This window comes from Pandoraea apista (genome assembly GCF_001465595.2).
Classification (GTDB): domain Bacteria; phylum Pseudomonadota; class Gammaproteobacteria; order Burkholderiales; family Burkholderiaceae; genus Pandoraea; species Pandoraea apista.
Genome location: NZ_CP013481.2, coordinates 486,062 through 510,278, shown reverse-complemented (window position 1 = coordinate 510,278; position 24,217 = coordinate 486,062). Strand labels below are relative to the sequence as shown.

At 56.1% G+C, this 24,217-nt stretch carries 23 protein-coding genes and 2 pseudogenes; 6 read left to right on the top strand and 19 right to left on the bottom strand.

All coding sequences use genetic code 11. The features are described 5' to 3' along the window. Nucleotides 1–341: 341 nt before the first annotated feature. The 4 genes from AT395_RS02430 to AT395_RS02415 form a co-directional block, all read right to left on the bottom strand. Nucleotides 342–1,268, bottom strand: coding sequence for a catechol 2,3-dioxygenase (locus AT395_RS02430; protein ID WP_048628147.1), 927 nt, complete (start codon nucleotides 1,266–1,268; stop codon nucleotides 342–344). Nucleotides 1,269–1,356: 88 nt separating this feature from the next. Continuing rightward, on the bottom strand, nucleotides 1,357–1,578 hold the full coding sequence (locus AT395_RS02425; protein WP_072632751.1) for a tautomerase family protein: 222 nt from the start codon (nucleotides 1,576–1,578) through the stop codon (nucleotides 1,357–1,359). Between the two features lie 61 nt (nucleotides 1,579–1,639). Beyond that, on the bottom strand, nucleotides 1,640–1,831 hold the full coding sequence (locus tag AT395_RS02420; RefSeq protein ID WP_048628253.1) for a tautomerase family protein: 192 nt from the start codon (nucleotides 1,829–1,831) through the stop codon (nucleotides 1,640–1,642). Nucleotides 1,832–1,910: 79 nt separating this feature from the next. After that, complete coding sequence (locus AT395_RS02415) at nucleotides 1,911–3,065, bottom strand: acyl-CoA dehydrogenase family protein (protein ID WP_231606076.1); 1,155 nt, start codon at nucleotides 3,063–3,065, stop codon at nucleotides 1,911–1,913. A 298-nt stretch (nucleotides 3,066–3,363) separates the two neighbouring features. Between AT395_RS02415 and AT395_RS02410 the strand changes: the two genes are divergently transcribed. Together AT395_RS02410 and AT395_RS02405 are read left to right on the top strand one after the other, a co-directional pair. Next, a complete protein-coding gene (locus tag AT395_RS02410) occupies nucleotides 3,364–3,873 on the top strand; it encodes a flavin reductase (RefSeq protein ID WP_048628254.1) in 510 nt (169 codons plus the stop codon). 44 nt (nucleotides 3,874–3,917) lie between these two features. After that, nucleotides 3,918–4,631 carry an EthD family reductase gene (locus AT395_RS02405; protein WP_048628149.1) on the top strand — a complete coding sequence of 238 codons (714 nt, stop codon included), beginning with the start codon at nucleotides 3,918–3,920 and terminating at the stop codon, nucleotides 4,629–4,631. A gap of 70 nt (nucleotides 4,632–4,701) precedes the next feature. On the opposite strand, the gene AT395_RS02400 is transcribed toward AT395_RS02405, so the two are convergent. The 3 genes from AT395_RS02400 to AT395_RS02390 form a co-directional block, all read right to left on the bottom strand. Next, nucleotides 4,702–5,634 carry a LysR family transcriptional regulator gene (locus AT395_RS02400; protein ID WP_048628150.1) on the bottom strand — a complete coding sequence of 311 codons (933 nt, stop codon included), beginning with the start codon at nucleotides 5,632–5,634 and terminating at the stop codon, nucleotides 4,702–4,704. Between the two features lie 156 nt (nucleotides 5,635–5,790). Then, nucleotides 5,791–7,131, bottom strand: a complete 1,341-nt coding sequence (locus AT395_RS02395; RefSeq protein WP_082164679.1) for an MFS transporter — start codon at nucleotides 7,129–7,131, stop codon at nucleotides 5,791–5,793. A 129-nt stretch (nucleotides 7,132–7,260) separates the two neighbouring features. After that, nucleotides 7,261–8,433: an amidase gene (locus tag AT395_RS02390; protein WP_048628151.1), complete on the bottom strand. Its 1,173-nt coding sequence runs from the start codon at nucleotides 8,431–8,433 to the stop codon at nucleotides 7,261–7,263. A 532-nt stretch (nucleotides 8,434–8,965) separates the two neighbouring features. On the opposite strand from AT395_RS02390, the gene AT395_RS02385 reads away from it, so the two are divergent. After that, the gene (locus AT395_RS02385; protein ID WP_048628152.1) at nucleotides 8,966–9,886 is read left to right on the top strand and encodes a LysR family transcriptional regulator; all 921 of its coding nucleotides are present in this window, start codon (nucleotides 8,966–8,968) and stop codon (nucleotides 9,884–9,886) included. A 29-nt stretch (nucleotides 9,887–9,915) separates the two neighbouring features. Here AT395_RS02385 and AT395_RS02380 read toward each other — a convergent pair whose 3' ends face one another. The 5 genes from AT395_RS02380 to AT395_RS02360 all read right to left on the bottom strand — a co-directional run bounded on the left by AT395_RS02380 (nucleotide 9,916) and on the right by AT395_RS02360 (nucleotide 13,992). Continuing rightward, nucleotides 9,916–10,428, bottom strand: coding sequence for a nuclear transport factor 2 family protein (locus AT395_RS02380; protein ID WP_048628153.1), 513 nt, complete (start codon nucleotides 10,426–10,428; stop codon nucleotides 9,916–9,918). Between the two features lie 63 nt (nucleotides 10,429–10,491). After that, nucleotides 10,492–11,472 (bottom strand): PDR/VanB family oxidoreductase, encoded by a 981-nt coding sequence (locus AT395_RS02375; RefSeq protein WP_048628154.1) that lies wholly within the window; start codon nucleotides 11,470–11,472, stop codon nucleotides 10,492–10,494. Nucleotides 11,473–11,564: 92 nt separating this feature from the next. Then, nucleotides 11,565–12,128, bottom strand: coding sequence for a nuclear transport factor 2 family protein (locus AT395_RS02370; protein WP_048628155.1), 564 nt, complete (start codon nucleotides 12,126–12,128; stop codon nucleotides 11,565–11,567). An 83-nt stretch (nucleotides 12,129–12,211) separates the two neighbouring features. Further along, nucleotides 12,212–12,709, bottom strand: a complete 498-nt coding sequence (locus AT395_RS02365) for an aromatic-ring-hydroxylating dioxygenase subunit beta (RefSeq protein WP_048628156.1) — start codon at nucleotides 12,707–12,709, stop codon at nucleotides 12,212–12,214. Then, nucleotides 12,706–13,992 carry an aromatic ring-hydroxylating oxygenase subunit alpha gene (locus AT395_RS02360; RefSeq protein ID WP_048628157.1) on the bottom strand — a complete coding sequence of 429 codons (1,287 nt, stop codon included), beginning with the start codon at nucleotides 13,990–13,992 and terminating at the stop codon, nucleotides 12,706–12,708. The genes AT395_RS02365 and AT395_RS02360 overlap by 4 nt, the downstream gene beginning before the upstream one ends. Nucleotides 13,993–14,106: 114 nt before the next feature. On the opposite strand from AT395_RS02360, the gene AT395_RS02355 reads away from it, so the two are divergent. Continuing rightward, a complete protein-coding gene (locus AT395_RS02355) occupies nucleotides 14,107–15,033 on the top strand; it encodes a LysR family transcriptional regulator (protein ID WP_048628158.1) in 927 nt (308 codons plus the stop codon). Between the two features lie 178 nt (nucleotides 15,034–15,211). Here AT395_RS02355 and AT395_RS02350 read toward each other — a convergent pair whose 3' ends face one another. Beyond that, the gene (locus AT395_RS02350) at nucleotides 15,212–16,336 is read right to left on the bottom strand and encodes a porin (RefSeq protein WP_048628159.1); all 1,125 of its coding nucleotides are present in this window, start codon (nucleotides 16,334–16,336) and stop codon (nucleotides 15,212–15,214) included. Between the two features lie 975 nt (nucleotides 16,337–17,311). On the opposite strand from AT395_RS02350, the gene AT395_RS02345 reads away from it, so the two are divergent. Beyond that, on the top strand, nucleotides 17,312–18,061 hold the full coding sequence (locus tag AT395_RS02345) for an alpha/beta hydrolase (protein WP_231606072.1): 750 nt from the start codon (nucleotides 17,312–17,314) through the stop codon (nucleotides 18,059–18,061). Nucleotides 18,062–18,413: 352 nt separating this feature from the next. On the opposite strand, the gene AT395_RS02340 is transcribed toward AT395_RS02345, so the two are convergent. After that, nucleotides 18,414–19,522 (bottom strand): IS3 family transposase gene (locus tag AT395_RS02340; protein ID WP_150691301.1). Its coding sequence is split into 2 segments (ribosomal slippage): nucleotides 18,414–19,273 and nucleotides 19,273–19,522, totalling 1,110 coding nucleotides; the frame shifts between segments, so codons are not numbered across the junction. A 245-nt stretch (nucleotides 19,523–19,767) separates the two neighbouring features. On the opposite strand from AT395_RS02340, the pseudogene AT395_RS02330 reads away from it, so the two are divergent. After that, a pseudogene (locus tag AT395_RS02330) lies at nucleotides 19,768–20,411 on the top strand (tyrosine-type recombinase/integrase); the annotation flags it as partial. Here AT395_RS02330 and AT395_RS25815 read toward each other — a convergent pair. The 5 genes and pseudogenes from AT395_RS25815 to AT395_RS02310 all read right to left on the bottom strand — a co-directional run. Further along, a pseudogene (locus tag AT395_RS25815) lies at nucleotides 20,406–20,567 on the bottom strand (IS3 family transposase); the annotation flags it as partial. The pseudogenes AT395_RS02330 and AT395_RS25815 overlap by 6 nt on opposite strands. A gap of 7 nt (nucleotides 20,568–20,574) precedes the next feature. Continuing rightward, nucleotides 20,575–21,363 (bottom strand): 2OG-Fe(II) oxygenase, encoded by a 789-nt coding sequence (locus AT395_RS02325; RefSeq protein ID WP_053086327.1) that lies wholly within the window; start codon nucleotides 21,361–21,363, stop codon nucleotides 20,575–20,577. A 15-nt stretch (nucleotides 21,364–21,378) separates the two neighbouring features. Then, the gene (locus AT395_RS02320) at nucleotides 21,379–22,263 is read right to left on the bottom strand and encodes a glycosyltransferase (protein ID WP_048628162.1); all 885 of its coding nucleotides are present in this window, start codon (nucleotides 22,261–22,263) and stop codon (nucleotides 21,379–21,381) included. Beyond that, a complete protein-coding gene (locus AT395_RS02315; RefSeq protein ID WP_048628163.1) occupies nucleotides 22,260–23,021 on the bottom strand; it encodes a nucleotidyltransferase family protein in 762 nt (253 codons plus the stop codon). Before AT395_RS02315 ends, AT395_RS02320 begins: the two co-directional genes overlap by 4 nt. Beyond that, a complete protein-coding gene (locus AT395_RS02310; RefSeq protein ID WP_072632750.1) occupies nucleotides 23,018–24,202 on the bottom strand; it encodes a hypothetical protein in 1,185 nt (394 codons plus the stop codon). Before AT395_RS02310 ends, AT395_RS02315 begins: the two co-directional genes overlap by 4 nt. Between the last annotated feature and the right edge of the window lie 15 nt (nucleotides 24,203–24,217).

Here is a 24,217-nt window from a genome sequence, read left to right as displayed (position 1 = left end):
CGTTCAGAGAACTCAAGAGTCGAGCGACTCCACAACGATCCGAGTGGCGCGTTTCCGCCTTCCACGGGAAAGCTCACACGCGGAGTACTCCGACAAATACCTTTGCGTGACGTTAAGCAAACTGGCTTCGCGTTGGTGCTCGATTTGCCGCCCGAGTTCGCCGTCAAGTAAGTGGCCGACCTGAACTCCTGCTTTCATATCAACAGTCGAGCAACTTACTTGGCCACGTCAACTCGATGCACTTGGCTCGTACGGCAAATGTACGGCGACTATTGACAATCAAGCCCCCTCGTCGCACGTGCGATTCGTCGGGCGGCACGTTATCGGCGCCGCCAATAGGGTCAAGTCATGACAGTCAGAAATGGTTCATGCATTTCTCGGTCGTGATAAAAGATAGCTGTCCCCGTTTCTTCGTGGGTCCACACAAGCGGCGTTTGGTCTGGATAACCAACAGCGGTTCCGCAGAATGTCTCAAATCGATTACCCGAGGGGTCGAATGCATAGATGGTCGCCCCTCTGGTGATGCCGTGGCGTGTCGGACCAATGTCTTTTTTGGCGCCGTGCATCGACATCAAATCGGCTGCTCGCAAGATTCGTTCCCAGCTTTCGAGCAAAAAGGAAACGTGGTGCAGTCTGCCCGGCGTGTCATGGCGAACTAGGGCGACATCATGCGCCTTGTTGGAACATGACAGCCACACGCCCTGATCTCGTCCATCTTCCATCAAGAGGCGTTCGGTAACGTAGAAGCCGAGGACGTCAGTAAAAATCTCCCGAGCACCATCGATGTCGGTGCCGTTCAATTGCGCATGATCCATGCGCATGGGCGCAATTCCCCGCTCTGCGTCGGCACACCAAGGCGCGGGGTTTGTCACGGACATTGCCGTTCCCACCTCCGTTTTTTCCGCATAAAGCTCGATGACGTGGCCGCTGGGTACCTCGAACCGGATTCGGTCCCCCGTCTCAAGCATGTCGCCAGCCGGAACGGCTTCAGTGTGCACGCCCCACGCCCGCAAATCCGAGTCTAGGCGCATCAAAGTGGCGCGGTCGAGCACCTTGAAGCCAAAGAAATCAAGGCCTGGCTCAGTCGCGCACCGTAATACTAGGCTATGGTGATCTCGTTCATCCCAAGCCTTCAAGTACACTCGGCCGCTACGATCGCGACCGGTTTCTTTCAGCCCGAGAACATTTGTGTAAAAGTGGACGCAGTCCTCAAGATCGGTCACACGGATCTGAGCGTGCCCGGGCCTCAGTACGCCTGTGAGTGCCATGCTTGTCTCCTATTATTTTAAGTGGTGAGGCGCACTTTCGCACTTTACGAAGGTGGGCTTCTGAAAATCTCTGCACTGAACTGCGACCTCAACGACCGATTCCCCTCCCCAGCGAGGCGGCCGTCGCGCCCCCAATCCCGAACTCGGTATTGGGTATATCTTTGATGAAAACTCGTACCGACTCAGCCCCCACGCCGAGGACTGTCACCACTGAGTCCGTCAGCCCAGCGATCAGACGAGTCTTCTGCTCGTCGGTACGGCCAGCGATAAGCACAACTTGAACGATCGGCACCTGAACCTCCCTTCGCATAAATGACGTCGCACACAGCATGAACGGTGTTGATAAACCAACCTCTCATGCCGCACCAGCGTCACATCGCTTCGCTTTCCACGGTTCTTCCGGCCACGCCAAAGTTATTGGCGGGGATCTCCGTCAACCAGATGCGGATTGAATCGAGTGGAGACGAGATAGCACTAGCGGTCGCTGCCGTAGCGGTCGCGATTAAGTCCGCCTTTTGCCGATCGCTGTATCCTTCCACGATAAATATTTCGATATTTGGCATGTATGCCACCCGTGTGAATAACTGACGCACTGGACCGTAAGGCTCCTCTGCGGCGCCTTACGGTCAAGAATGTGCCGGCTTACGGATACGGGGTCACCGGCGGGACACCGGCAAACAAGGCGCCTGCGCTATCGTAGGTAGCCTCGCCCAAAAATGCGTGCTGTGTCACGACGAGCGAATCTCGCATGATCCACTGCAGCCGATTCGGCTTGTAAATGGCCGCAGTCCCGGCCAACCGGTAAGCCATCTGCACCACGTCGGCACTGATTTGCGCGGCATACGTCGCGCTCAGGCGCAACAGATTCGCCTGCTCCGGAGTAACCGGTTTGCCAGACAGAATCCCGTCCCACACGGCCTCGGGAGCCTCGTAGAAAAACGCCCGGGCGCTGCGCAACATGGCTTCTGCCTTACCGAGCTCAATTCGATAATAGGCGCGGTCACCAAGACGCGGAGCGCCAGTCACCGTTTTCGTTCCTCCAGCCATCTCGGTGACCATGTCAAGGGCCGCTCGAGCGAGGCCCAAATTCACGGCGGCATGAACCTGTGCTTGATACGAAATCGAAGGATAGCGATACAGAGGCTCGTCAATCGTAGGCGCGGTGCCACGAGTGAATGTCCATGCCGTGTCTACACGCTTTTTATGCAGACGCAAATCATGGCTGCCCGTGCCTTGCATCCCCACCACGTCCCAGTTTTCGACGATTTCCACTTCGGACGCCGGAAACACAGCTGTCAGCGGTTTTCCGGCTGCGGCACCACCGCCGTTTGCAGCGGTACCGCCGATACCCACACCAAGCCACGAAGCGCCTTTGCAACCACTCGCAAAACGCCATTGCCCAGTCACTTCCCAGCCGCCTTCAACTTCGACTGCCGGCTGCAAGGGGTACAAGCCGCCGCCAAAAACCTGATCGGGACCGGTCGAATAGATCACTGCCTGGGTCTCAACCGGCAGCGCGGCGAGGTAGACGTTACCGGAACCGAAGGCTGCGACCCATCCCGTGGACCCGTCGACCTCCGAAATGCGTTCCACGACGCGCAAGAACTGTGCAGGCGGAAGTGCATCGCCACCAAAACGCTTCGGCGTGCTCGCACGGAAGATGCCGACGGCCTTCATCTTTTCCACCATGTCGCGAGGGACATGCGACAGGCGATTGAATTCCTCTCGCCGATTTTTCACCTCGACCAGCAATTCGTCGAGCGCGGTCGCCGTGACCGGTTGGCGTTCGCTAGGCATGAGTAGTGCTTCGCTGGGTTCGATTTTCATTAGCATCTCCAAGTCAGACTCATTCGTCGAGCAGCCTCCAAAGTCGCAGCCCGCCGTAAAGAAATCAAACAAAGGATCTCGCTAGTCTAATAAATCGTCAAATTATCAATTCGAATTCCGCGAATAATTGATAGTTATTCCACACAGAATGCGAAAGATCGAAGATAAAAATAATCACCACTAATAGCATCAATTATTTATTTGAATTTGCTTGCAGCGAACAGAGCAAACTATGATTCCCGTATTCATTGACACAGGTATCACGGACATGCAGATCAACGAATTTATGACGCAAGACTTCCGACAGGCGATGTCGCGACTGTCCGCGGCCGTGAATGTTGTGAGTACCAACGGGCCAAGTGGTCGATACGGCGTCACAGCTAGCGCAGTTTGCTCGGTTACCGACTCCCCGCCGACCGTGCTTGTTTGCCTGAACCGAAAAGGAGCAGCTCACGACGCGTTGCTAAGCAACGGAAGGGTCTGCATTAACATTCTTCCTGGTCACCACGAAGCACTTGCAATGCAATTTGCCGGCATGGCAAACGTTCCCCATTTGGAACGATTTTCTGCGGACGCGTGGGAGGAGGGGGAGTTCGGTGTGCCCGTCTTGCGCGACGCGCTCGCTAGCCTCCAGGGTGTCATTGCCTATACGAAAATCGTCGGCTCACACACGGTGATTTTCATTGAGATCGCCCAAATTAGGATTGGCGATAGTGACGACTGTTTGACCTATTTCGGCAGAGCCTTTCACCGCCTGAGTCATCACGTCACGGCATAACGCCTAACAGATAAAATTACGAACGCCTTAAAAAGAGGCTCACAATGTCACTCTGCGTATTTCTTACTGCGACCACCAGGAATGGTGGCGCCGAACACGACAACACCGCCAGTGCCGCGTCGATTCACGACCTGCTAGATCTAGTTCCCGGCCTGCAGAAGCTCGCGATTCATCTCCCTGTCACGGCAAAAGCGGACGACCCCTTCATCCCGGCGGAGGATGCGCCAGCGTGCTCGTTGCAGTTGCATTTTGGTGGCATCGATACGCTTGAATCCGCTCTCACGAAAGGCGGCGCGTTGCATTCGTTACTCGATCCTCATTCATTTCCATCATTTGCGAATTGCGACTGGGCACTTCAAGCAATGTTAACGCGCCGCTTTCCGGTTGATGAACCGAGTCAGACGTGTTCTTATGGCATTGAGAAATGTACCTACTTGGTTTCCTATGAAGGTCCGGCGGAGAACGAGAACGCTTGGCACGATCACTACATCCGGAATCATCCCCCTCTGATGGCACAGCTGCCTGGCGTGCGTGAAATTGAGATCTATACCCGGATCGACTATCTCAGCAGCTTGCCTGTTGAGCGTGCGAACCACATGCAACGTAACAAAACTGTCTTCGACTCCCACCACGCACTGAGGCAAGCGCTCGCCTCTCCCATTCGACAGCGACTCCGCGACGACTTTCTGTCTTTGCCCACGTTTTCTGGCAGAAGCCCCCACTACCCAATGCAAACGCTGGAATACAGCATTTCTTAGACTTGCCGGCATTGTTTTCCCGGCTGGTTGATCGCCGATCCAGGATGTGCGCGAGAAGTCCGAGAGCCCCTTACCAAGGGCTCTCGGAATTTGATGAAAATAGCTCGATGAGCACCGAGCGCAGCCAAGCGATACCGTCGTCCTCGGAAAATTGGTCGTGGCTGTAAAGGCCCACTGTTATCGTCGGCAGCGTAAGCGGAAGGCGTAGTAATCGGTAAATGCCATCGCGATTTACCTGCTCTGCGATCGGGTGCGGAAGAATAAAGGCAAGGTCGGTCATCGCAACAACCTGCGGCGCAATAGTAAATTGCGGAACCTGTAACGCAATACTCTGTTGAATTCCTGCTTGGCGAAACGCGACCTCCATTACCGAGTTGTGGCCGGTGGTATTCGTGCACGAATGCACAAACCGCAAGCGATTCACATCCTCGATCGTCAACTCGCTGGCACGGAACGGATGTTCAGCCCGCAGCATGCACACAAACTCGTCCTCACGAAGCTTGTCAAAACGACATTCGTGACCTGGCTCAGCAAGGTACCCTAGGGCAAGATCAATGTCGCCTTTGCGTAAGGCCGTGGTTATCAGATCCACAGGCAGTTGCTGGACCTGCACTTCTACATTGGGGGCACGTGTTGCCAGCACTTGCATCAGCGCTGGTAACACGTGCAGTTGAGCCATGTCCGACATTGCCAATCGAAACGTTCGTGACGCGGTCGCAGGCTCGAAACCAGCGTGCCTCACAAGAGCACCATGAATGATGGTGAACGCTTCCTGAATGGGCAAATGTAATCGGGTTGCTGCGGGGGTCGGCTCCATCGACAATGAGCTTCGAACAAACAGCGGATCGTCGAAAACCTCCCGCAGGCGGCGCAATGCGTGGCTAATTGCGGGTTGGCTGACGTGAAGCTTGTCCGCGGCGACAGTCAAGCTACGCCCCTCCCATATTGCAAGAAATGTCCTGAGCAGGTTTAGATCAACGGTCGTCATGTTGACTTGCTTCATTGTGCCTACCCTACCGTTCGAACGTTCATTTACGGCCACGCATCTAAGAATAGGGACAGATGCCCTGACCCATCAGTTCGACGACAAACTATCACCGTGACCGAACTGATGGGACAGGGCATCCGTCCCGCGGCTAACCACGTAGCGGCAACGTCCTTAGGTCGATTGATCCCGAGTCCGTGCCTCTCTGGGGTAGGTTTCCGGTGCGATCAACGCCGCTATCACTGTCACCATGCCAAGCGCGGCAAGATAAAGAGCAATCGGGCCTATGGTTCGATAATGCGCGAGCAGTGCTGTCGCGATAACCGGCGCGAACCCGGCGCCTAATACCGAAGACAGTTCTCGTCCAATCCCAAGACCAGAATAGCGGAGTCTCGGCGGGAGCAATTCACTGATGAATGCCGGCTGTGAACCTTGCAGAATGCCTAGAACCAGACTATTCGCGAGGAGAAGTGCCGTCATCACAGCAACGGTCGTACCTTTTTGGAAGATCGCAAAGAACGGATATGAAAGTGCAACGATACCGACCGCGCCAATCAAATACACAGGCTTGCGGCCAATGATGTCGCTGACATATCCAGAAAACAAACACACGGGGATCGACAGCAACATCGAAACGATCAGCCCGCTGTAGACCAGCTGATCAGAAATTCCACAGAATTTTCCGAAAGCGATCGAGAAAGCAAAGAAGATCCACGATGCAGTCCCCTCACCCAAACGCAGCCCGAACACCATCAACACCCGGCCCGGGCACGTCCGCAGAACTTCCAACAGCGGCGCATGTGCAACCTTTCCTTCCTTGCTGAGTTTCGCGAAATCCTCGCTCTCTGCGATGTGGGACCGGAGGTAGATGCCGATACCGATCATGATCACGCTAAGCAGAAAGGGAACGCGCCAGCCCCAAGTGAGAAAGCTTTCTCCCGACCAGCGTTGCGCCAGCATGAACGCACCGGTAGACAGTGCAAATCCGATCACCGCTCCGGAGGGGCTCCAGGCCGACAGACGGGCGCGTTTTCGCTGAGGTGCATTCTCGCTGATCAGCAAAATGCTGCCGCTCCACTCTCCGCCTGCCGCCAGACCCTGCACCAGCCTGAGCGCGACAAGAAGTACCGGCGCGGCAATACCAATTTGTGCGTAGGACGGAATGAGCCCCATGAGAAATGTGCTGCTCCCCATTGCACCAAGGGTGAGCATCATCACCGCGCGGCGACCGTATCTATCTCCAAAGTGCCCGCACAAGATCCCGCCAATCGGCCGCGCGATGAATCCGGCCGCCAAGCCGCCGAATGCGGCGATTGTGCCTGTTAGTGGATCGACTCCGATTGGGAAAAATATCGTCCCAAAAACCGACGCTGCCGCTGTTCCATACAAGAAGAAGTCATACCACTCCAGTATCTGTCCGATCACCGAGGTCAAAACGGCTCGACGGATGCGCTTCTTATCGCTATCCGTCGTACTGACCTGCGCGTTGTCTGAAATTTCCGCCGCAATGCTCATAGCCTCAAGCCTTATAAAAATGAACTGCCATCCTATGATTTCTCTTGATGAAAATTCGGGATTTCATGTTTCCCGAAACGCCGACCAACAAACCCCTGCGCACCGACCAATGGGTCAGAATCGAGATGATTAGCTGTGTTGATGTTGCAGTTGCCTATGCATCCTGAGCCGCGAACTCATCGATGCCTCCAGCAACTGAGCAATTGCACAAATCCTCTCGTCGGCACCGCGTCTACCAACAACCTGCAGTCCCGCCAGAACGACGTGGCCAAACACGGGAACGGGAATGCTGATTGCTGGATGGCCACTCAAATTGAACGGACGAATGAGGGAGGACAAGCCGATTACGGATGCCCCGCCCCGAGCGGCGTTTAGCGTTATCGGCGGCGCCGGCATCGTGGGCAGAACAAGAACATCGAACTGGTCGAGAGCGTTGTCGACCTCTGCCGTAAAAACCTTTCGCACAACCTCCGCCGCAGCAATCGATGAAGGCGACTCACGGGAAGCGGACAGCAGGCGAGCCTCGATGTCCGGCCCTAGCAGGGCTTTCCCGCAAAGGTGTCCAAACGCAAGCCACGTCTCCGCGTTGATTACGGTGAGGCCAGCATTGAACGCGTCTGAGATTTTTAGGAGATCGAGCTCGGCGTGAGCCAAGCCACTTTCATAAATCGTCGTCTTGATAGCGCTTGTGATCGCCGAATCCGCTTGAGCCCGCACCATGCCCACGCGAACCCCAGCAGCGTTCACTCGCTTGAAGTCGGCTGCGTTGCTATCGAAATTCGGAGCGATTGCCGACATGACATCGGTAATTACAGACATCGATCGGGCAAAGGGGCCAACGCAGTCCAGAGATGATTCCATCGGAAGCACACCGATACGGCTCACTCGACCAAACGTCGGCTTTAAACCTATAACGCCACAGCACGACGCCGGACCGCGAATGGAGCCACCAGTATCGGTGCCGATTGCAGCCTGAGCGAGCCCCCGACCTACCGCAGCAGCGGACCCGCTTGACGATCCTCCAGGGATAAGTTCCTCACCTTGGGGGTTGGTCGGTGTGCCAGCGTAGTCGTTGATGCCAGTCATGCCGAACGCCAGTTCGTGCATGTTCGCTTTGCCCACGATTCTCCAGTTGGCATCGATCAAAAGATCGACGATTTCAGCGTGAGAGGCGGCCGGACTATCGGACGCAAAAGCTCGACTCCCCATGGAGGTCCTCAATCCCTTGATATCGATCGAGTCTTTGATCACGATCGTGCGATCACCCGAGCCCAACGAAAATTCAGAGAGCAATTCATTCACAACGAGTCTTCCCCATAAACTTAGTTTCCAGCGCCAAGGAAACGCCGCGTATCCGCTCCCAACGCAAGGTGCCTGGAGCCTCCGATAGCAGCCCCCTGATGCGCCTTCCCGTGGATTCAGTTGCACACTGGATAGTCATCGAAATCCGGCGATTCACGTGTCAGGTATCGATGAGCAAATTTTCGCGCCCACCCGCTAATTCAACAAATTCATCTAAAATCGCACCATCATCAGCGGGACGAATGTCTCATTCGACAATGAGAGGGCTGCGATCGGACATCGGCCTTTTGACGGACCGTCAGCGATGTCACATAGCCCGCCGTACGCGGCTATTTAGGGAGCGCAGCACAATGGCGTCGGAGAGGCGATCGAGGCAAAATCAGTTCAGACGCTGCCCATTCCGGTCGCGAAAAATCCGACGGGCTAGGGGAAAATCCCAAGGTCGTTGCCTCGCAAAAGGTTCTGCTTGAGAATCGACTCCGCAAGCTATGTGTACCCAACGACATCCCACAGCTAAAAGCACAGCACTGCCATGACGACGGTTGACAGTATCGATTTGAATCTGCTGCGCGTTTTTGATGCGATTGCGAAGGAGCGTAGTTTGACGCGGGCGGGGGAGCGACTCGCGTTGTCGCAACCGGCAATTAGTTACTCGCTAAGCCGTTTGCGGCTTTTGTTTGGCGACACGCTTTTCGTGCGGACCCGTACTGGGATGCAGCCCACGCCTTTAGCGTTAGAGCTCGAGTCCCCGATTTCGCGTACGCTTCTGACATTGAGGGATGCGTTGCGCTATGGGGAGTCGTTCGACCCGATGCGAAGCGAACGCGCATTCAGACTCTCGCTGTCCGACGCAGGCGAATTGGTTTACCTTCCCCCGATCTGTAGCGCGCTCAATAGCCTCGCCCCGAACGTCAAGATCACGGTCGACCCGCTGCCTTACGATTTGGTAGAGGATGGTCTGCGATCGAATCGCATCGATTTTGCGATCGGGAATCTACCTGGCCTGCGATTGAAGACTCGGGCGGAAGTACTGTTTGAAGAGTCGTATGTTTGCGTGACGCGATCACGCGCCGAATTGCCCCCGGGGCACATCGTTGACATCGACTATTTTTTAGCGGGATTCCACGTCCACGTCCCATCGCAGGAACACTATCGCCAGTCGGTCGATTCCGCCTACCGATTGCAAGGGGTGAATCGAAAGATAGCTCTTGAAGTGCCACATTTCTCGGCATTGCCGAAGATTCTGGCAGTGACGGACATTTTTGCGACCGTGCCTCGAAGGCTTGCCAGTACCTTGGCGGCTAGAAATGGCCAGCTCAGGATCTATGAGCCGCCCGTTTCCCTTCCTAAGGCCGAGGTCTCATTGCACTGGCATGAGAACTTCCACGCCGATGGCGGAAACGTTTGGCTTCGCAATCTTTTATCTGAGGTGATCCGCAAGTCGTGTCAGTAGACATTGGGCTTGCGGATGCACTTATTGCTTCATTGTTGCGCAGCATGATCCAGCTGCACTGCCGGATTGAGCTGTGCAGGGGCATCGAAGAGGCGCTGCGTACGGAAGTGCTGAATCAACCAGGTACCGTCTACCGATGGCTTGAAATCGATTTCCAACTTGGCACCAATCAATTCGGAATTTCCTGCGACGTACGCTGATGTCTGCAGCATAATCCATCGACCCTTGGCAAACTCTGCATCAGGGTTCACCTCAATCGTTTCGGTCGTCAGAAAGTGCACGTTCAGCGTGAAGTGCGGCACGGGAGGATGATATCGATTTAGCATCCCGATGATTTGCTCGTGCCCTTGCAAGTATCCAAACTTGTTCGCATAGTGGGGGCCAATCCCTTGCCAAATGGCATCGCTCGCAAACAGGTCCTTTAGAGTTTCTCCTTCTACTCCGCCGTTAGGGACATCACAGAGCGCCATATATCGGGCCATCGTCCTGCGTACAGCGTGTTCGGCCTCGAGTACGGCAAGTCGTTTCATCATTGCGTCCATGTGTTTTCTCCGGTATTCATCGTTTTTGGAAGGGAGGCTGCCGCGTCAATTCCTTCGCACCCTCTAAAGGTCTAGGATCAAAAGCGGTGAGCGAGAGCGGGAAACGCAACTGCAAATTACTTTCCCGGATGCTCGTTCTTTCTTGCTCAAGCATTGGTCTCGATGCGATGGATCACCCTCCACGACATCGACAACGCAGGTCCCGCAGACTCCTTCGGCACACGAAGTGTCCACGTCTACCCCGATCGTCGCCAATGCTTCAACGATAGACACACCTTTCTCCACGCGCACTATCTGTCCGGTACTGGCGACCTTCACATTGAAGGTCTCAAGCTCGTTATCCTCAGATATAGGATCAGGTGCCACCTCGAAACGCTCAAGATGAACGGAGTCCGCGGCAACATAGTTTTCCGCGATCTTTTCCACCAACTCCATGAACGGCGATGGACCACAGGTGTAGACATGTGCACTTCCACCAGCTTGGTCTAACGCCTCATGCATCGTGCGTTCGATCCCGTCCCGCGGCTCATTGACGTGCATGTGAACATGTTGCGCGAACGGAGGGGCAAGCAATATCTCTGAGAACGCTGCGTGTGCCTTGCTGCGAACGAAGTAATGCAATACGAACTTGCGTTGCAATCGCACTAGCCGATACGCCATGTTGAGCAGCGGGGTAATGCCAATTCCAGCGGCAAACAGAACAGTGTGGCTGGCCAGAGACTCAAGCGCGAAGAGATTCCTGGGGCGACCGATCAGCAACTGCGTACCGACCATCACATCATCGTGAAGGGATATCGAGCCCCCTCGCGATTTTTCTTCACGCTTTACGGCGAAGAGATATTCGTCGCGAACGTCGGGATCACCGCATAACGAGTACTGGCGTGTTATGCCACTAGGGCTGGTAACGTCCACATGAGCACCTGGCTCATAGGGTTCCAACGGCAATCCGTCTACTCGAGAAACACGGAAGGATCGTATCCCCACCGCCTCTTCATTGATCTCGTTGACTCGCACCGTATAGGTTGTCTTGCCTGTCGATTGCATAATCAAATTTCGCGTTTAAGCTTGGCAGTAACGTGGTAGAGGACCGCGGGCGTCAACGGACACATCGCGGCCCCTGCCAGGGGACCAATGGCTTACGCTGTCTCCATCAGAATCGACGTGCTGGCGACGTTGGTCGCCCAATTGTTCGGAAGCGGCGCGATATAAACGTTCTCTGTGCGATAGCGCGACATCTTCCAAACACCGTCCACCTTCTTGAACGCGTTATTAATACGACTGGACCGAAGGACAGACGAACCATCCTCGAAGATCCACGGCTGAAAATGTACCCACTGACCCTCCGCCGTTTCGCCCCGGACATGAATTTGCTCCGACGTAAGGTAGTGGCAGTTGAGAATCATCTTCGGATCGCGAGGCTCGAAGAACTTTGATAGATGTGCGTAAATCTGCTCGCGCCCGACGAAGCGTCCGAATTGCGCGTTGTAATGCGCGCCCACTCCCTCCCAAATCGCATCTTCGCTATAGAGGCTTACGATTTCCTTCACGCGATCCTCAAGCGCAACACCCGTGGCAGGCAAGGGGATATCGCACAGAAACATGTACCGTGCGACGATGCGTCGGATGTCCGCCTCAGCGGCAAGCTCGTTTACTGTGTTCCGCAAGGCGCGGACTTCCTCAATAAGATTTTGATCGTTCATTTTCAAGCATCGATAAGATTGCTAGTTAATGAGGGTTCCGCCGCCGGAGCGATTTCGTGCGCCGAAGGCGGAACATTTTTCAATCAGAGCAGGAAGCTGATGGCAGCCAACGAGTCCAAAGAATCGACCAGCCGAACGATCTTCTGCACTAAGCGTGCATCTTGGGTTGACACGTCGATCCGATGTTCCACCTCTGCAGCGAACAGCGAAGCATTTCCTTGGCGGTAAGCAACGACGATCTGCGCAGAACGGAGGTCGACGATTCCATCCGAGTCGCGAACAACGTTGAACCGTGACACCGTCCGGATTGTCTTCGCCGCATTCGAGACTGACGGCGAGGATGTCGACATCAAACGTTCGACCCGCTTCTTCCGCATCTCATGGTCGTCCAGCGCATAGTTGAGCGTCGCGTAGAAATCACTGGTCGCGGGGTCGATCGGAATGACGTAAATCCCTTCTGCATTCCACAGACGCAGCCATTCCGCGTATTCTTTTCGATCCAGCAGCTCTGCTTCTTTCCAAACCAGCTCGATAGCGCGGGCCACGGTCGGCACGGCAAGTGACGTATTTTCTAGACTCATTGTCCTTTCTCCATCAACTCCAGCCACTTTGCGTAGCCAGCGCGCATACCAGTTTCGTCGGTAGAGTGACCGTTAATGTCGCCATTCGGCAGCGTCACTTCACGATTGATGCCTCGGTTAAGAAGAATGGGGACGTCCGGGCCGGCGTAAGATCCTCGCTGGACACGCTCCCACGCTTCCGCATCATCAGGGCTGCCAAAGCCGAAGGGGCCTTGGAAGTTCTCGTGAATGCGCAGTCGCTCGCGATTTGCCTCTTCCGGCCCTCCGTCCATGGCCAACGCGATGTGCCGAATTTCCGTTTCGTCGGCGGAAATAGGCCGAAGCACTCGGAAGAACGCCATCGAGAGCGCAAGATTAGGAAAGAGGTTAACGTTGAAGCCGACGCCCATCAGCGACCGAACGATGCGGCGAACCTCTTCTTCCGAATGGTTCTCACGCAGCGACTTCGCTAGCGGCTCGAACCGCTCAGGCAGGGGCGCCCCGTCGTCAGTCTCGATGTTCATGAGCTCTGGCACTTGCACCGCAATGCTGTGCCCATTGCCCAACGAACGACAGAAGGCCTTATCGCTCGAAATAAAGCTGGTCACTGCGGTGGCCGTCTCCTCATCGATCGAATCCATCCACGACTTGTGCACCACAGGGAAGTGATAAAGATCAGTGGTGTTCTCGAGCTGAATCTTCCAGTTTCCTTTGAACTTGAACTTGTGTTCACCGTTCGTCTTGATCGGATACCCGGCACCCTGCTTCATGAAGAGGTCGATCCACGGCTTCGCGTTGCCAAGAAAATCCTCGAGAGGCTCAATCTCGTGATTGAAACTCGCGAAAATCAATCCCTGATAGATGCCAACGCGTAGCGCCTTGAGTGGCAACTCTGACTTCTCAATGACTCCCTCATAACCGTCGCTGTACGGCAAACCTCGCAGTGCGCCGTCCAATCCGTACGACCAGCTGTGATAGGGGCAGGTGAAAGACTTCGCGTTCCCCTTGTGTTGCTCACAAACAGTAGCGCCGCGGTGTCGGCAACGGTTCTCAAAAACGTTGACGCTTCCGTTTTTGTCGCGCACCACGATCACCGGTTGGCGGCCAATCAAAGTGGTACGAAAATCACCCGGGTTAACTAGCTCGCTTTCATGCGCGACCCAAATCCAGGTCTTGTAGAAGATTCGCTCAAGCTCGGCCTCGAAGAGTGACGGATCGTAGTAAAGCGAAGGCAAAAAACGGTCCGCCTTCACGCGACGCTTCAGGTCGCTCACGTCGATGGTTTGATATGTAGGTTCGCTCATTTTTGTCTGAGGAGTTGGGGGTGATGATTTGTCGATGCGGATTCAAGTTTCAGTGACTTGAATACATGCGTCAAATTGATCTAAAATTCCACCAACATAAGCCAGCCGAATATCATGAACTCGATCGACGGTATAGACCTCAATCTGTTGCGCGTATTCAAAGCGATTGTGGAAGAGCGAAGCCTTACGCGAGCAGGGGAGCGCCTTTCGCTTTCGCAACCGGCAGTCAGCCACTGTCTCGGCAGGCTTCGCACACTCTTCGACGACCCACTATTTGTTCGCACTCGAACCGGGATGCGGCCGACAGCTGCGGCATTGGAAATCGCGACCATCGTTTCGAAAGCAATGGAATCCGTTCAAGTTGCACTGCGGTATGCCGAACGATTCGAGCCGTTGGTCAGCAGCCGCACGTTTCGGCTTTCGATCTCCGATGCCGGTGAGCTCGCGTACCTACCGGCTATATGTGAGTTGTTGCGCCAGACTGCGCCGAATGTGCGTCTTGGCGTTTTCCCGCTGCCGGCCGATGAGATCGAGGAGGCATTGCGCTGCAGCAATATCGATTTCGCTGTAGGTAATCTGCCCGCACTGAAATCTCGCACCCGCAGCTTGCCGCTTTTCGACGAAACTTATGTTTGCATCACGCGAAAGCGGAAAGGTTTGCCGGGCGGAAGAACGATACGCCTTCACACTCTAATGGAGGCCAGGCACGTACAAGTGTCGTCTGCGGAGCACAGTCACCACGCTATAGACGCCGCATTCGTGCAGCAAGGAGTGAAGCGCAATGTCGTATTGGAGGTGCCGCATTTCGTGGCTTTACCGGACGTTTTGGCGGCCACAGATTTGTATGCCACGGTTCCTCACCATCTCGCGGCAGTATTCGCGCAAGACAGCGCACTGCGCATTTACGAGTTCCCCGTTGAACTACCCCACGCAGCTGTCACCCTGCACTGGCACGAAGGTTTCGAATCAGACGAAGCGAACGTTTGGATGAGGCGATTGCTGACCGATGTCATTCAGGGGTTCGATAGAAGTTGGTCCTGACACACTTCGCGCCAAGTAGTCTTGGAAGTGTGGAAAATCTGAACGAATTTCCGGCGCTGCGGGTGAAAAATCACGAGATCGATATCGGTCGCTGGTCGCAACATGCCAATGTGAATCGATGAGAGCCCCCCAGCACCTCAAGGATCACGCTGGCGAAATTGCGACCAGCGTCTGACGCTTAAAACTTGTGTCGGATGCCTGCGAGCAGCGCGGTCTGCGTGTTCGTGCTGGAGGCCGCCGCGGCAAGGAAGAGTACAGCGGTCGCTCGGGAGCCCGATGCCCTCACATAATTGACGTAGGCATAAACGTCTGTGCGCTTCGACAAATAATAGTCCGCGCCTAATTGCACTTGATTCCAGTGAGACGACGCATCGATCCCGCCATAGTGTCCCATCGAGTAGACGTAGGCCGCCGAGATATCGAGTGCCGGAGAAATGTTGTAGACGGCGGTAAGATCGAAGTTATCGAGATGCAGGCTGGTGCCGTCCAGATAGGAATATCGAACATCAGAGATGATGCCACCAAGACGCACCCGCCCAAACGCATTCTCCGCACCGCCAGCGAATACGCGTTGCCGCTGTACGCCGACATTGGGCGACAGCGGGCTGGTATGAAACAACTGGAATGCGCCGCCTGAGTAGTCGTTACTGACCGCACCTGACGAGTTGGTCGTGCCCGGCTGATCAATGTTCAGGTAGGTCAATGCGTAGCGTTGCGAGCCCCAGGCGTAATTGATACCGGCGCTGTATGCGCGATTCTGTGTGAAGTCGCCAGCTTTGTTGCTGAAAGCGTAGAGCGCTTCAAACTCCAGCCCCTTCCACTCAGGGCTCTTGTACTTTACCGAATTGCTGTAGCGGAAATTGCCCTCAATGTTGTCGTTGCTGCCTATGCTAGTGGCAAGCCCTGGCCCCATTGCATGAGGTTCGATTCGGTCGAGATAGTCCCACAGCACGTCATACTGGCGTCCGATCGTGATCGTGCCGTATTCTCGACTTGACAGCCCGACGAAAGCTTGCCGGCCGAACATTCTTCCGCCTTGACCCAGCGACCCCTGGTTGATGTCAAATCCGTTCTCCAGCGTTGCGATCGTGGATATGCCGCCACCCAGGTCCTCATTCACACGAAAACCGAGACGGTTGTTCTGATTCGCGCCACTGACAAGCCGGACGTTGGAATGCCCACCCTCGTTATTGAAGTATCCAATCCCATCTGAAATCACCCCGTAAATCGTGACTGAGCTCTGTGCGAGCGCGGAAAATGAAACCCCCATCAGCAATGCAACAAATCCATACTTGAAGCGCATATCCAACACCTATTTTGTGGTTAGAAAAAAAATGCGAATGGCCTTCATTTGTGGCCTTTTATATGATATGCAGTACTAATTATTTGCTTATTATTTCGACCGTGAGCAATTGAGAGTGTGCAACAAATTCGGCAAGAATTCGGCATCTACCCACGGGAAATCGATGGGCTGATTGAACAGGAATTTGCCTCGCAAAAAGGCGACAATCCCGGCCTCGAGCGAATGCTGAGTCACGCTGCCGCGCCTACTCCGCGATCAATAAAAAGCAACTCCAGGTCGGCTTAGGCCCTTGACACCCGACATGTCGGCTCGGCCATGGTCGCAATGTGGCTACTCTCGCCATGTCGGCGAATCATTTCGATGGAGTCTAGAAATGGGGGGAATATCCGTCAAATGCGTCGTAAATGCCGATACCATAAGTCAAATGAATATCATCGGCATCGACATGAATTTATTTCGCGTCTTCTTGCTCGGTGCTCGACGAGTGCGGAATTTCACGCAAAGTGGATCCGAGGTAGCTAGGGACGTTGTGTCCGAGGGAACAATGTTCAACTGCATCGGGGATGCGGACAAAATCTTGGACTACTTGGAGGTAGTTCATGTACACATACGAAGAGCACATCCGCGCCGTCAGGCTCTACATCAAGATAGGAAAGCGAGTCGCGGCGAGACTCGACCGCGGCGGCGAGGCACCGGGCGCCTTTGCGGCGATGTTTCGTCTCGTAACGGGAACCACGCCGAGCTCGTATTTCAGATTGTCCGAATTGGCGTAGGGCATGTCCTGACTTGCAGCGCAACACGCGCCTTACTTGCGTAACGTGAGACCTGAGCGCCAAAACTCGGGCGCACCTGATTCAAGAGGGATACGCAATGGGACGTCAAAACGTGGCGTTTCTTTCAGAGGGCGCGCTTCTGCGCGGCTGATTCTATCTGCCCATTCAATCGCGGCGTGCGGGTGAACACCCGGCCATCGTGATGGCGCACGGGTTCTCGGCGGTAAAGGGGCAATATCTCGATCGTTATGCTGAGGCGTTCGCTGGCGCACGTTTTGCTGTGCTCGTCTACGGCCATCGCAATTTCGGTGACGGCGAAGGGATACCGCGCCAGGAAGTTGATCCGGCGTTGCAGAAACGGTGCTATCGCGACGCGATTACCTACGTCTCGACTCGGGCAGACGTGGACGGCACACGCATAGGGATCTGGGGTTCAAGTTTCAGCGGTGGCAATGTGCTTGAGGTTGCGGCGGTCGATCGCCGAGTGAAATGTGTGGTTTCGCAGCTGCCGCAGATCAATCGTTATCAATCGGCATTGCGTCGGACACGCGCAGATCACGTTACCGCGTTGTTAGGGCGTTCGAGGCGGACCGCGCGCAATGCTTCGTCGGGGGGCACCCCAGACATCTTGCCTGCGACGAGTGTCGATCCTGCAGAGCCACGCGCGATGGCGGGAGCCGACAGCCACGCATTTTATGCAGGCACAGCAGCGTTCGCGCCGCAGTGGCGAAACGAGGTGACGTTGCGCAGCGCAGAGCGATCGCGCGAAAACGAACCTGCGGAGTACATCACACGCATCTCCCCGACGCCGCTGTTGATGATCGAGGCCGACGCAGGCACGTTGACGGCCACCGATCTGTGCCTGCGTGCGTATGAGGATGCGCTACCACCCAAACAACTTGCGATGATTTCACGAGGCACTTTACGCTCTATGCGAAACACTTCGAGGTGACGAGCCAGTGTGCTATGGAGTGGTTCGTTCGCCATCTATCTTTCGATGAATGACGCAATCAACCCGCATATTCGAAGTGTTTTTCAATCGATTGGCCTGACTGTTTGCCCTGAGACACTTGGCGGGCGCTTGAGCGCGAACAAGGTAGGTCTGCTGCCGGTTGGTTGCAGTCCGCCCTCCGTTGGACGCTTCCTACTGAAAACGGACACATACAACGTGAGGCCAGACGTCCGCTTCGGGCCGTAAGCGGCCGAAGGACTACGGCCGCCATCGGCCTGAAGCGGATGCCCGGAGCCGTGCCTCAAACGCATAGCGCGCGGTGACCTGACGGATATTTTCGTACCACGGGTGTCTAGAGAATCACAGCCCCGGTGGTTGAACTACATTCGCTAACCCGACGGAATTCAGCCGGGGTCAGGTACTGCAAACTCGAATGCGGGCGCACTTCGTTGTAGTGAGTGCGCCAGTCCTCGATCACGATCTTCGCCTCGATCCGATTGCGAAACCACTCCATCGCCAAACATTCATCACGAAATTTTCCGTTGAAACTCTCGTTGGTGCCGTTCTGCCATGGTTTGCCGGGGTCAATCAGTGCCGTCTCAATCTGCTCCTGGACTGCCCATTTCAACAGCGCTGTGCTGACAAACTCCGGCCCGTTGTCTGAGCGCAGATAACGTGGCGCGCCGTGCACGCTAATTAACCGGCTCAGCACTTCAATGACTCGACGCGAGCGAATCGATCCCGCCACATCAATCGCCAGGCACTCCCGCGTATATTCATCGACCACCGTCAGGCATTTAACTTGCTGGCCGTTCGCACAGGCATCGAATACGAAGTCATAGCACCAGACCGAGTTGCGGGTTGCTGGCGCATGGGGTCTTGGACGACTGCCTGCCACGCGGCGTCTACGACGTTTCATTGGTACTTGCAGGCCGGCCTGCGCCCAGAGCGAAGCACAACGGTCTCGACCGACCACGATGCCTTCACGCCCGAGCAATACTCGAATGCGACGCGAACCGAAGCGCGGGAATTGCCCCGACAATGCTCGCATCGCATCGATCACTGGCGCGTTCTTGCTCGGCATCTTGAGCTCGTAACCCAAGCTCGAACGGCTGACCTGCATCAGCGTGCACGCTCGCCGTTGGCTCAAGCCCCTTGCCATCGCAAACCGGGCTTGCTCACAGCGAGCCTGCACGCTCACCACTTTTTTGCGCCGATCTCCTTCAGGACTTGGATATCGAGCGCCTGGTCGGCGACCAGCTTCTTCAGTCGGACGTTCTCCGCTTCGAGTGCCATGAGGCGCTTGATGTCATCGCTGACCATCTCACCGAAGCGCTTTCGCCAAGCGTAAATCGACGCCTCGCTCACGCCGTGGCGCTTGGCCACCTCAGGCACTGTGTCTCGATCTGCCTCGCGCAGTATCCGCACAATCTGTTCGTCGCTGTACCGGCTTTTCTTCATACCAACTCCTCATCTGAGCTGAGGAGCCATTATCTCTAGATTTCTTTGGTACGAAATTTCACGGACAGGTCAGGTGCGCGAGCAACGCGCGTCGGCAGGGTTTGTCGGTGCCACCGCGCCAAGGGGTTGCCCTCGCCACGTCCATTCCAGGTGGACCGCGTAGCCGTTGAAGTCCGTGTAACGGGTGAGCAGGTGATGCTCGTAGGCGTAAGTGCGGACGTGATCGAGCGCATCGCGCTGCGCGTCCAGTGCAGTCCGCGTATTTGCAGGTCTTGCTTATCACCGGCGCGCGCCGGGAGGAACTCGCTGCCCTGCGCTGGGAAAATGTCGACTTCCAGTGGCGAAGTCTTCAGATCGCAGACAAGATCGAAACCGGGCGTGTAATTCCCCTCACGCCCTTTCTGGCCTCCCTATTGCTCAATCTGAAGCAACTCAATGAAACGCCACCGAGCAAACGCCGCCTGCGCAGCCTGGAAGAACGCGGACAGAAATGGGAGCCATCCCCTGGGTGTTTCACAGCCTCAATTCGGGGAAGGGACGGATTGCCGAACCGCGCTACGCGCACAACCAGGCTATCGAATCCGCCGGTCTGCCTCATGTAACGCTACACGGCCCGCGCCGATCCTTCGGCACACTATCCGAATGGTGCTAGGTTCCCGTAGGCGTCGTGGCACAGATTCAGGGGCACAAGCCGTCAGCGCTGGCTGAAAAGCACTATAGACGCAGGCCGCTCGACATGTTACGAATGTGGCATGACAAGATTGAGTTTTGGATGCTGGCGCAAGCGGGAATTGAGCCTCCCCAAGCAACAACAGCGACCGAGGAAGCCCACTTTAGCACTGCACAGCAAACCATCTCGAATCAAATCGCATCACCTCGTGCTTACTAACAACTGAAGCAGGTCGGCGAGCCATTTCTCGTTCGGTGTCGCTGCGCCGAAGTCACGATTGACGATGTTCTCTGGTGCCAGCCCGATCTCGCGCACATAAGAGCCGCATCGGCGTCGTTTCGGCGCGGCAACCGCCAATCGCTCCTGCTTCATCAAACCAGACTCAACTTACCGAGTTAACCTGGGCCTCGCGCAATGCAATCCTAATGTCCTCAGCCTCACCCGGCCGAGCGACGAAATGAGTGCGCCTCGACGGAATCTCGTCGAAGATATTTTCGGAGGCAGTGTAGTAGTACGTCGCAAGGGAGCGCCGGGAGCGGTTCGACGGGCAGCTCAGCGGATCAGGGTGACCATGAAACGAACAGTCGTCCGTCGCAAAAATAACGCATCGGTTCATCACGGGTGCGACCTTCTGCACACAGCGCTGCATGTCGCGGCTCCACAACTCCAGGTCCCCACCAAACCCGGACTCCCAGCCTTCGTTCAGATACAGGATGACATTCAACCTTCGGAGCAAAGAAAGGCGCTTATGGATGCGGAAATCGCGGTGAATTCCCAGTTTCCCGCCGGGCAATATTTCATGGAAACCACCCCCTTCGAAGTACGGATCTCCAAGGACACCCGAAATACCCGACACGGCGCCGAGAAACTCCAGAAATGGCGCCGAATTCAATAACTGAAAAAACTGCCGGCAAAAAGAACTGCAATTTTCTGGCGAGTACTGTCTTTTCAAACTGCCACGGTAACCAATGTCATAAAGATAATGATCTACCTCGGCGGAGGGAAATTCCCGGCACAAGCGCGCTACGATGTCCGGCGGGAAAAGATCGTCCACCACAACATGCGGATAAGGTGTGGCGAGCTGATAGGCATCCGCCAACGGCGTGCCATAGTCACGCGCTCCCTGGATGTCCAGACGGAACCCATCAAGATATGTCACGGGCAAATACATCAAGGGCCTCACGTGTTACAAGAATTTGAATAGAAAGCGGCTTCCCGGCCAGCTTCGCCAACGCTCAATACGCTTGGCTCTGCGCAGAAGCCGGGCAAGGCGTACAGGCAAGTCGCTACGGATGAACGGGCCAACCGTCTGAGCTCGGAACCGTAAACGTCGGACGACCTCCCGGTCCACATACGCCTCCTCCTCCCAATACTGATGATCGCGCCATCGGCAGCGTAATAGCATCGCCTGCCAGCGTGTGAATGGCCTAAGTGTGCTGCTACGCCCGAGGGAGGCATTCCGCCCATGCCGTCGGATAAGTTGCAAAGGCTGCGGGTCGATCTGACGTGCATCCAACGCCAGGGCCAGCGCATGGATCCACACGTCATGACTGATCTGGTCGGGCAGCGGCTGGGCCAGCGTGGCCAAAGGCCTCCTGATCACCGTCAGCGATCCGGTAACGAATCTCTCCGGCGCATACAAGGCCTTTACCTGTCCAAGCTTGCATGCGCCTTGCCATATCAGATTCTCGTCCACCAGTTTCCCGTCATGGATCACCAGCAGAACATCGTCCCGGGACTCCATTTTTTGCACCACAGATGCAATTTTCTCCGGAAACCAGACATCGTCCTGGTCACAGAAAAACAGAATCTCTCCTTGCGCCATTTCCAGACAGCAACCGAAATTCCGGGAATAGCCCAGATTTTTTTCATTCCGCTGCATCCGTACGGCAAAGGGAGCGCACGCTGCATAGCGTTCCAGTATGTGCCAACTGGCATCCGTGGATGCGTCATCGCACACAACCAGCTCATCGGGCAACATCGACTGCGCAGCAAGGCTTTCCAACTGCTGCGACAGGAACGCTTCTCCGTTGAAAACGGCGAGCAGCACCGAAATACGGGGGCGTGTCATGGCATAGGCACCGATTGACCGGGATCGCAGGGCACGGGAGCCTCGAAAATCAGAGCAAAAATCTCTCTCAGTGTTTGCGGGCGGAGTTGTCTGGCGCAAAGGTATTGGTCCAGCCGGTCATGCAACAGCGGGTCGCTGACCGCCAACGCACCCCACCATTGGCTAAACGACGTGGTATGCATGCCACGCACGTGCGCATGGAACTGCGGTATGGCGGCAATCAGCCGTGACGACAGCAGCCAGGCTTTCCCTTCATCCACGGGAGCCAGCTTCTCCAGCCGACGGATCAGTCGCTCAGCCCAAACCTGATTGCGCAAACGATCCACCTCGTTCCACTCGGGCCGGTGAGCGCTCTTCCAGGCTCGCAGCGTGCTTTGCCATTGCAGCAGTTCGGGTGGCCTTGCGTCCCAGAGAATTCGCGCATCTGCGTAAACCCAGTTTGACGCGAGGTCAGCCAGTGTCGCAGCGCGCGTTTGCACATGAAGATCCACCTGAACCTCCTGTGCAAAACCGAAAATACCGCCGTGGGCAGGCTCATCGGTCAGCAGCAGCAAGTCGACATCCGAGTCGCCGAATTCCGCCGGCAACGGACGCCGCGCCAGGCTGCCATACAGCACCACCCCCGAAAAGGGGATGGGCATCAAGACCCGGAGTTGCGCCAGCAATTGCTGCACATCGGCGTGGACAAAATACTGATGCAGTGCGTCCGCCAGCGCGGGCCCAAGCACCGGCCCGACCGCAACCGGCCGGGAGCTCATGACGACGCTCCCGCCGGGGATGACGCCTCGTCCCGAAGCAATTGCTCGACGACGAAGCGGATCTCATCCACGCCCGTCAGACAGCCCTGGCGGCTACGGCAATACGCCCAAAGACGCGCGACCCGTTCCGGCTGCACGTCCACACCACAGACATGCAACGCATACTCCACCGCGGCGCGACCGCTGCCCGGCCCCAGCAACAAAGCCTGCTCGCGACCGAGCGCGCGCGCCGGCACGGCCGAGTAGACCAGGTCCTCATATGCCTCACCGAAGTCGCGGCTCTTGAGAATTGCGGCGACATGGGTGCCCGTGGAAGTACTGAAAGCATCGGCGCCGACCAGCGGCGCCTGCGGGGCAATGCCGATGCCCGCGGATTCGGCCAAAAGGGCACATAAGCTAGCCATGGGCTCCAGAGCGAAGTGGCTATTGCCGGCTTCCCGCAACAACCAGATGAACTGCTCCAGCGGCGTATTGCCGGTGCGCTCTCCGACGCCCAGAAAAGTGCCGCTTATCATTGACGCACCGCTCGTGGCGGCCGCCCACGCGTTGGCCAGACTCAAGCCTTTGTCATTGTGGCCATGCCAGCCCATTTCCACGGAGGAATGGATCCGTGCGAGCACATTCATCACGAATTCGGTCAGGCGCCGAGCCCCTTCGGGAACACAGTCACCCACGGTGTCGCAAATCACGACGATGAGGGCACCCCAGCCGGTCGCCGCTTGCAGCCCCCGGGTCAGCGCTTCCGGCCCTGCGCGGGAAGCATCTTCGTACGACACCCGGAACGGCAAGTTTTCCCGTGCGGCCAAAGCACACGCTTTCTCGAGCTTTTGCAGTGCTTGTTCGAACGTCCAGTGTTCGACCCGCAGCCGTAAATCGCTGATGCCGATAAAAATGTCCGCAGCCATGGGGGCCTGCGTCGCGTCGCGGATCGCCAGAATCGCCTGAACATCGGCCTCCACGGCGCGGGCCATGAACACAGGTTCTATCGGCAACTTCCGGTCATGGACATGCCGGGCCAGCGCTGTGCAGCGGGCGTACTCTTGTGGTGATGCCGCCGGAAATCCCAGAAAGGCATGTTGCACGCCAACCGCGGCGCTTAATTCGAGCAGACGGATTCTTTCCGCAAGCGCAGGCTGCCGCAAACGTACGCTTTGCAAGGCGTCGCGGATATCCTCTTCCAATCGGACATGTCGCAG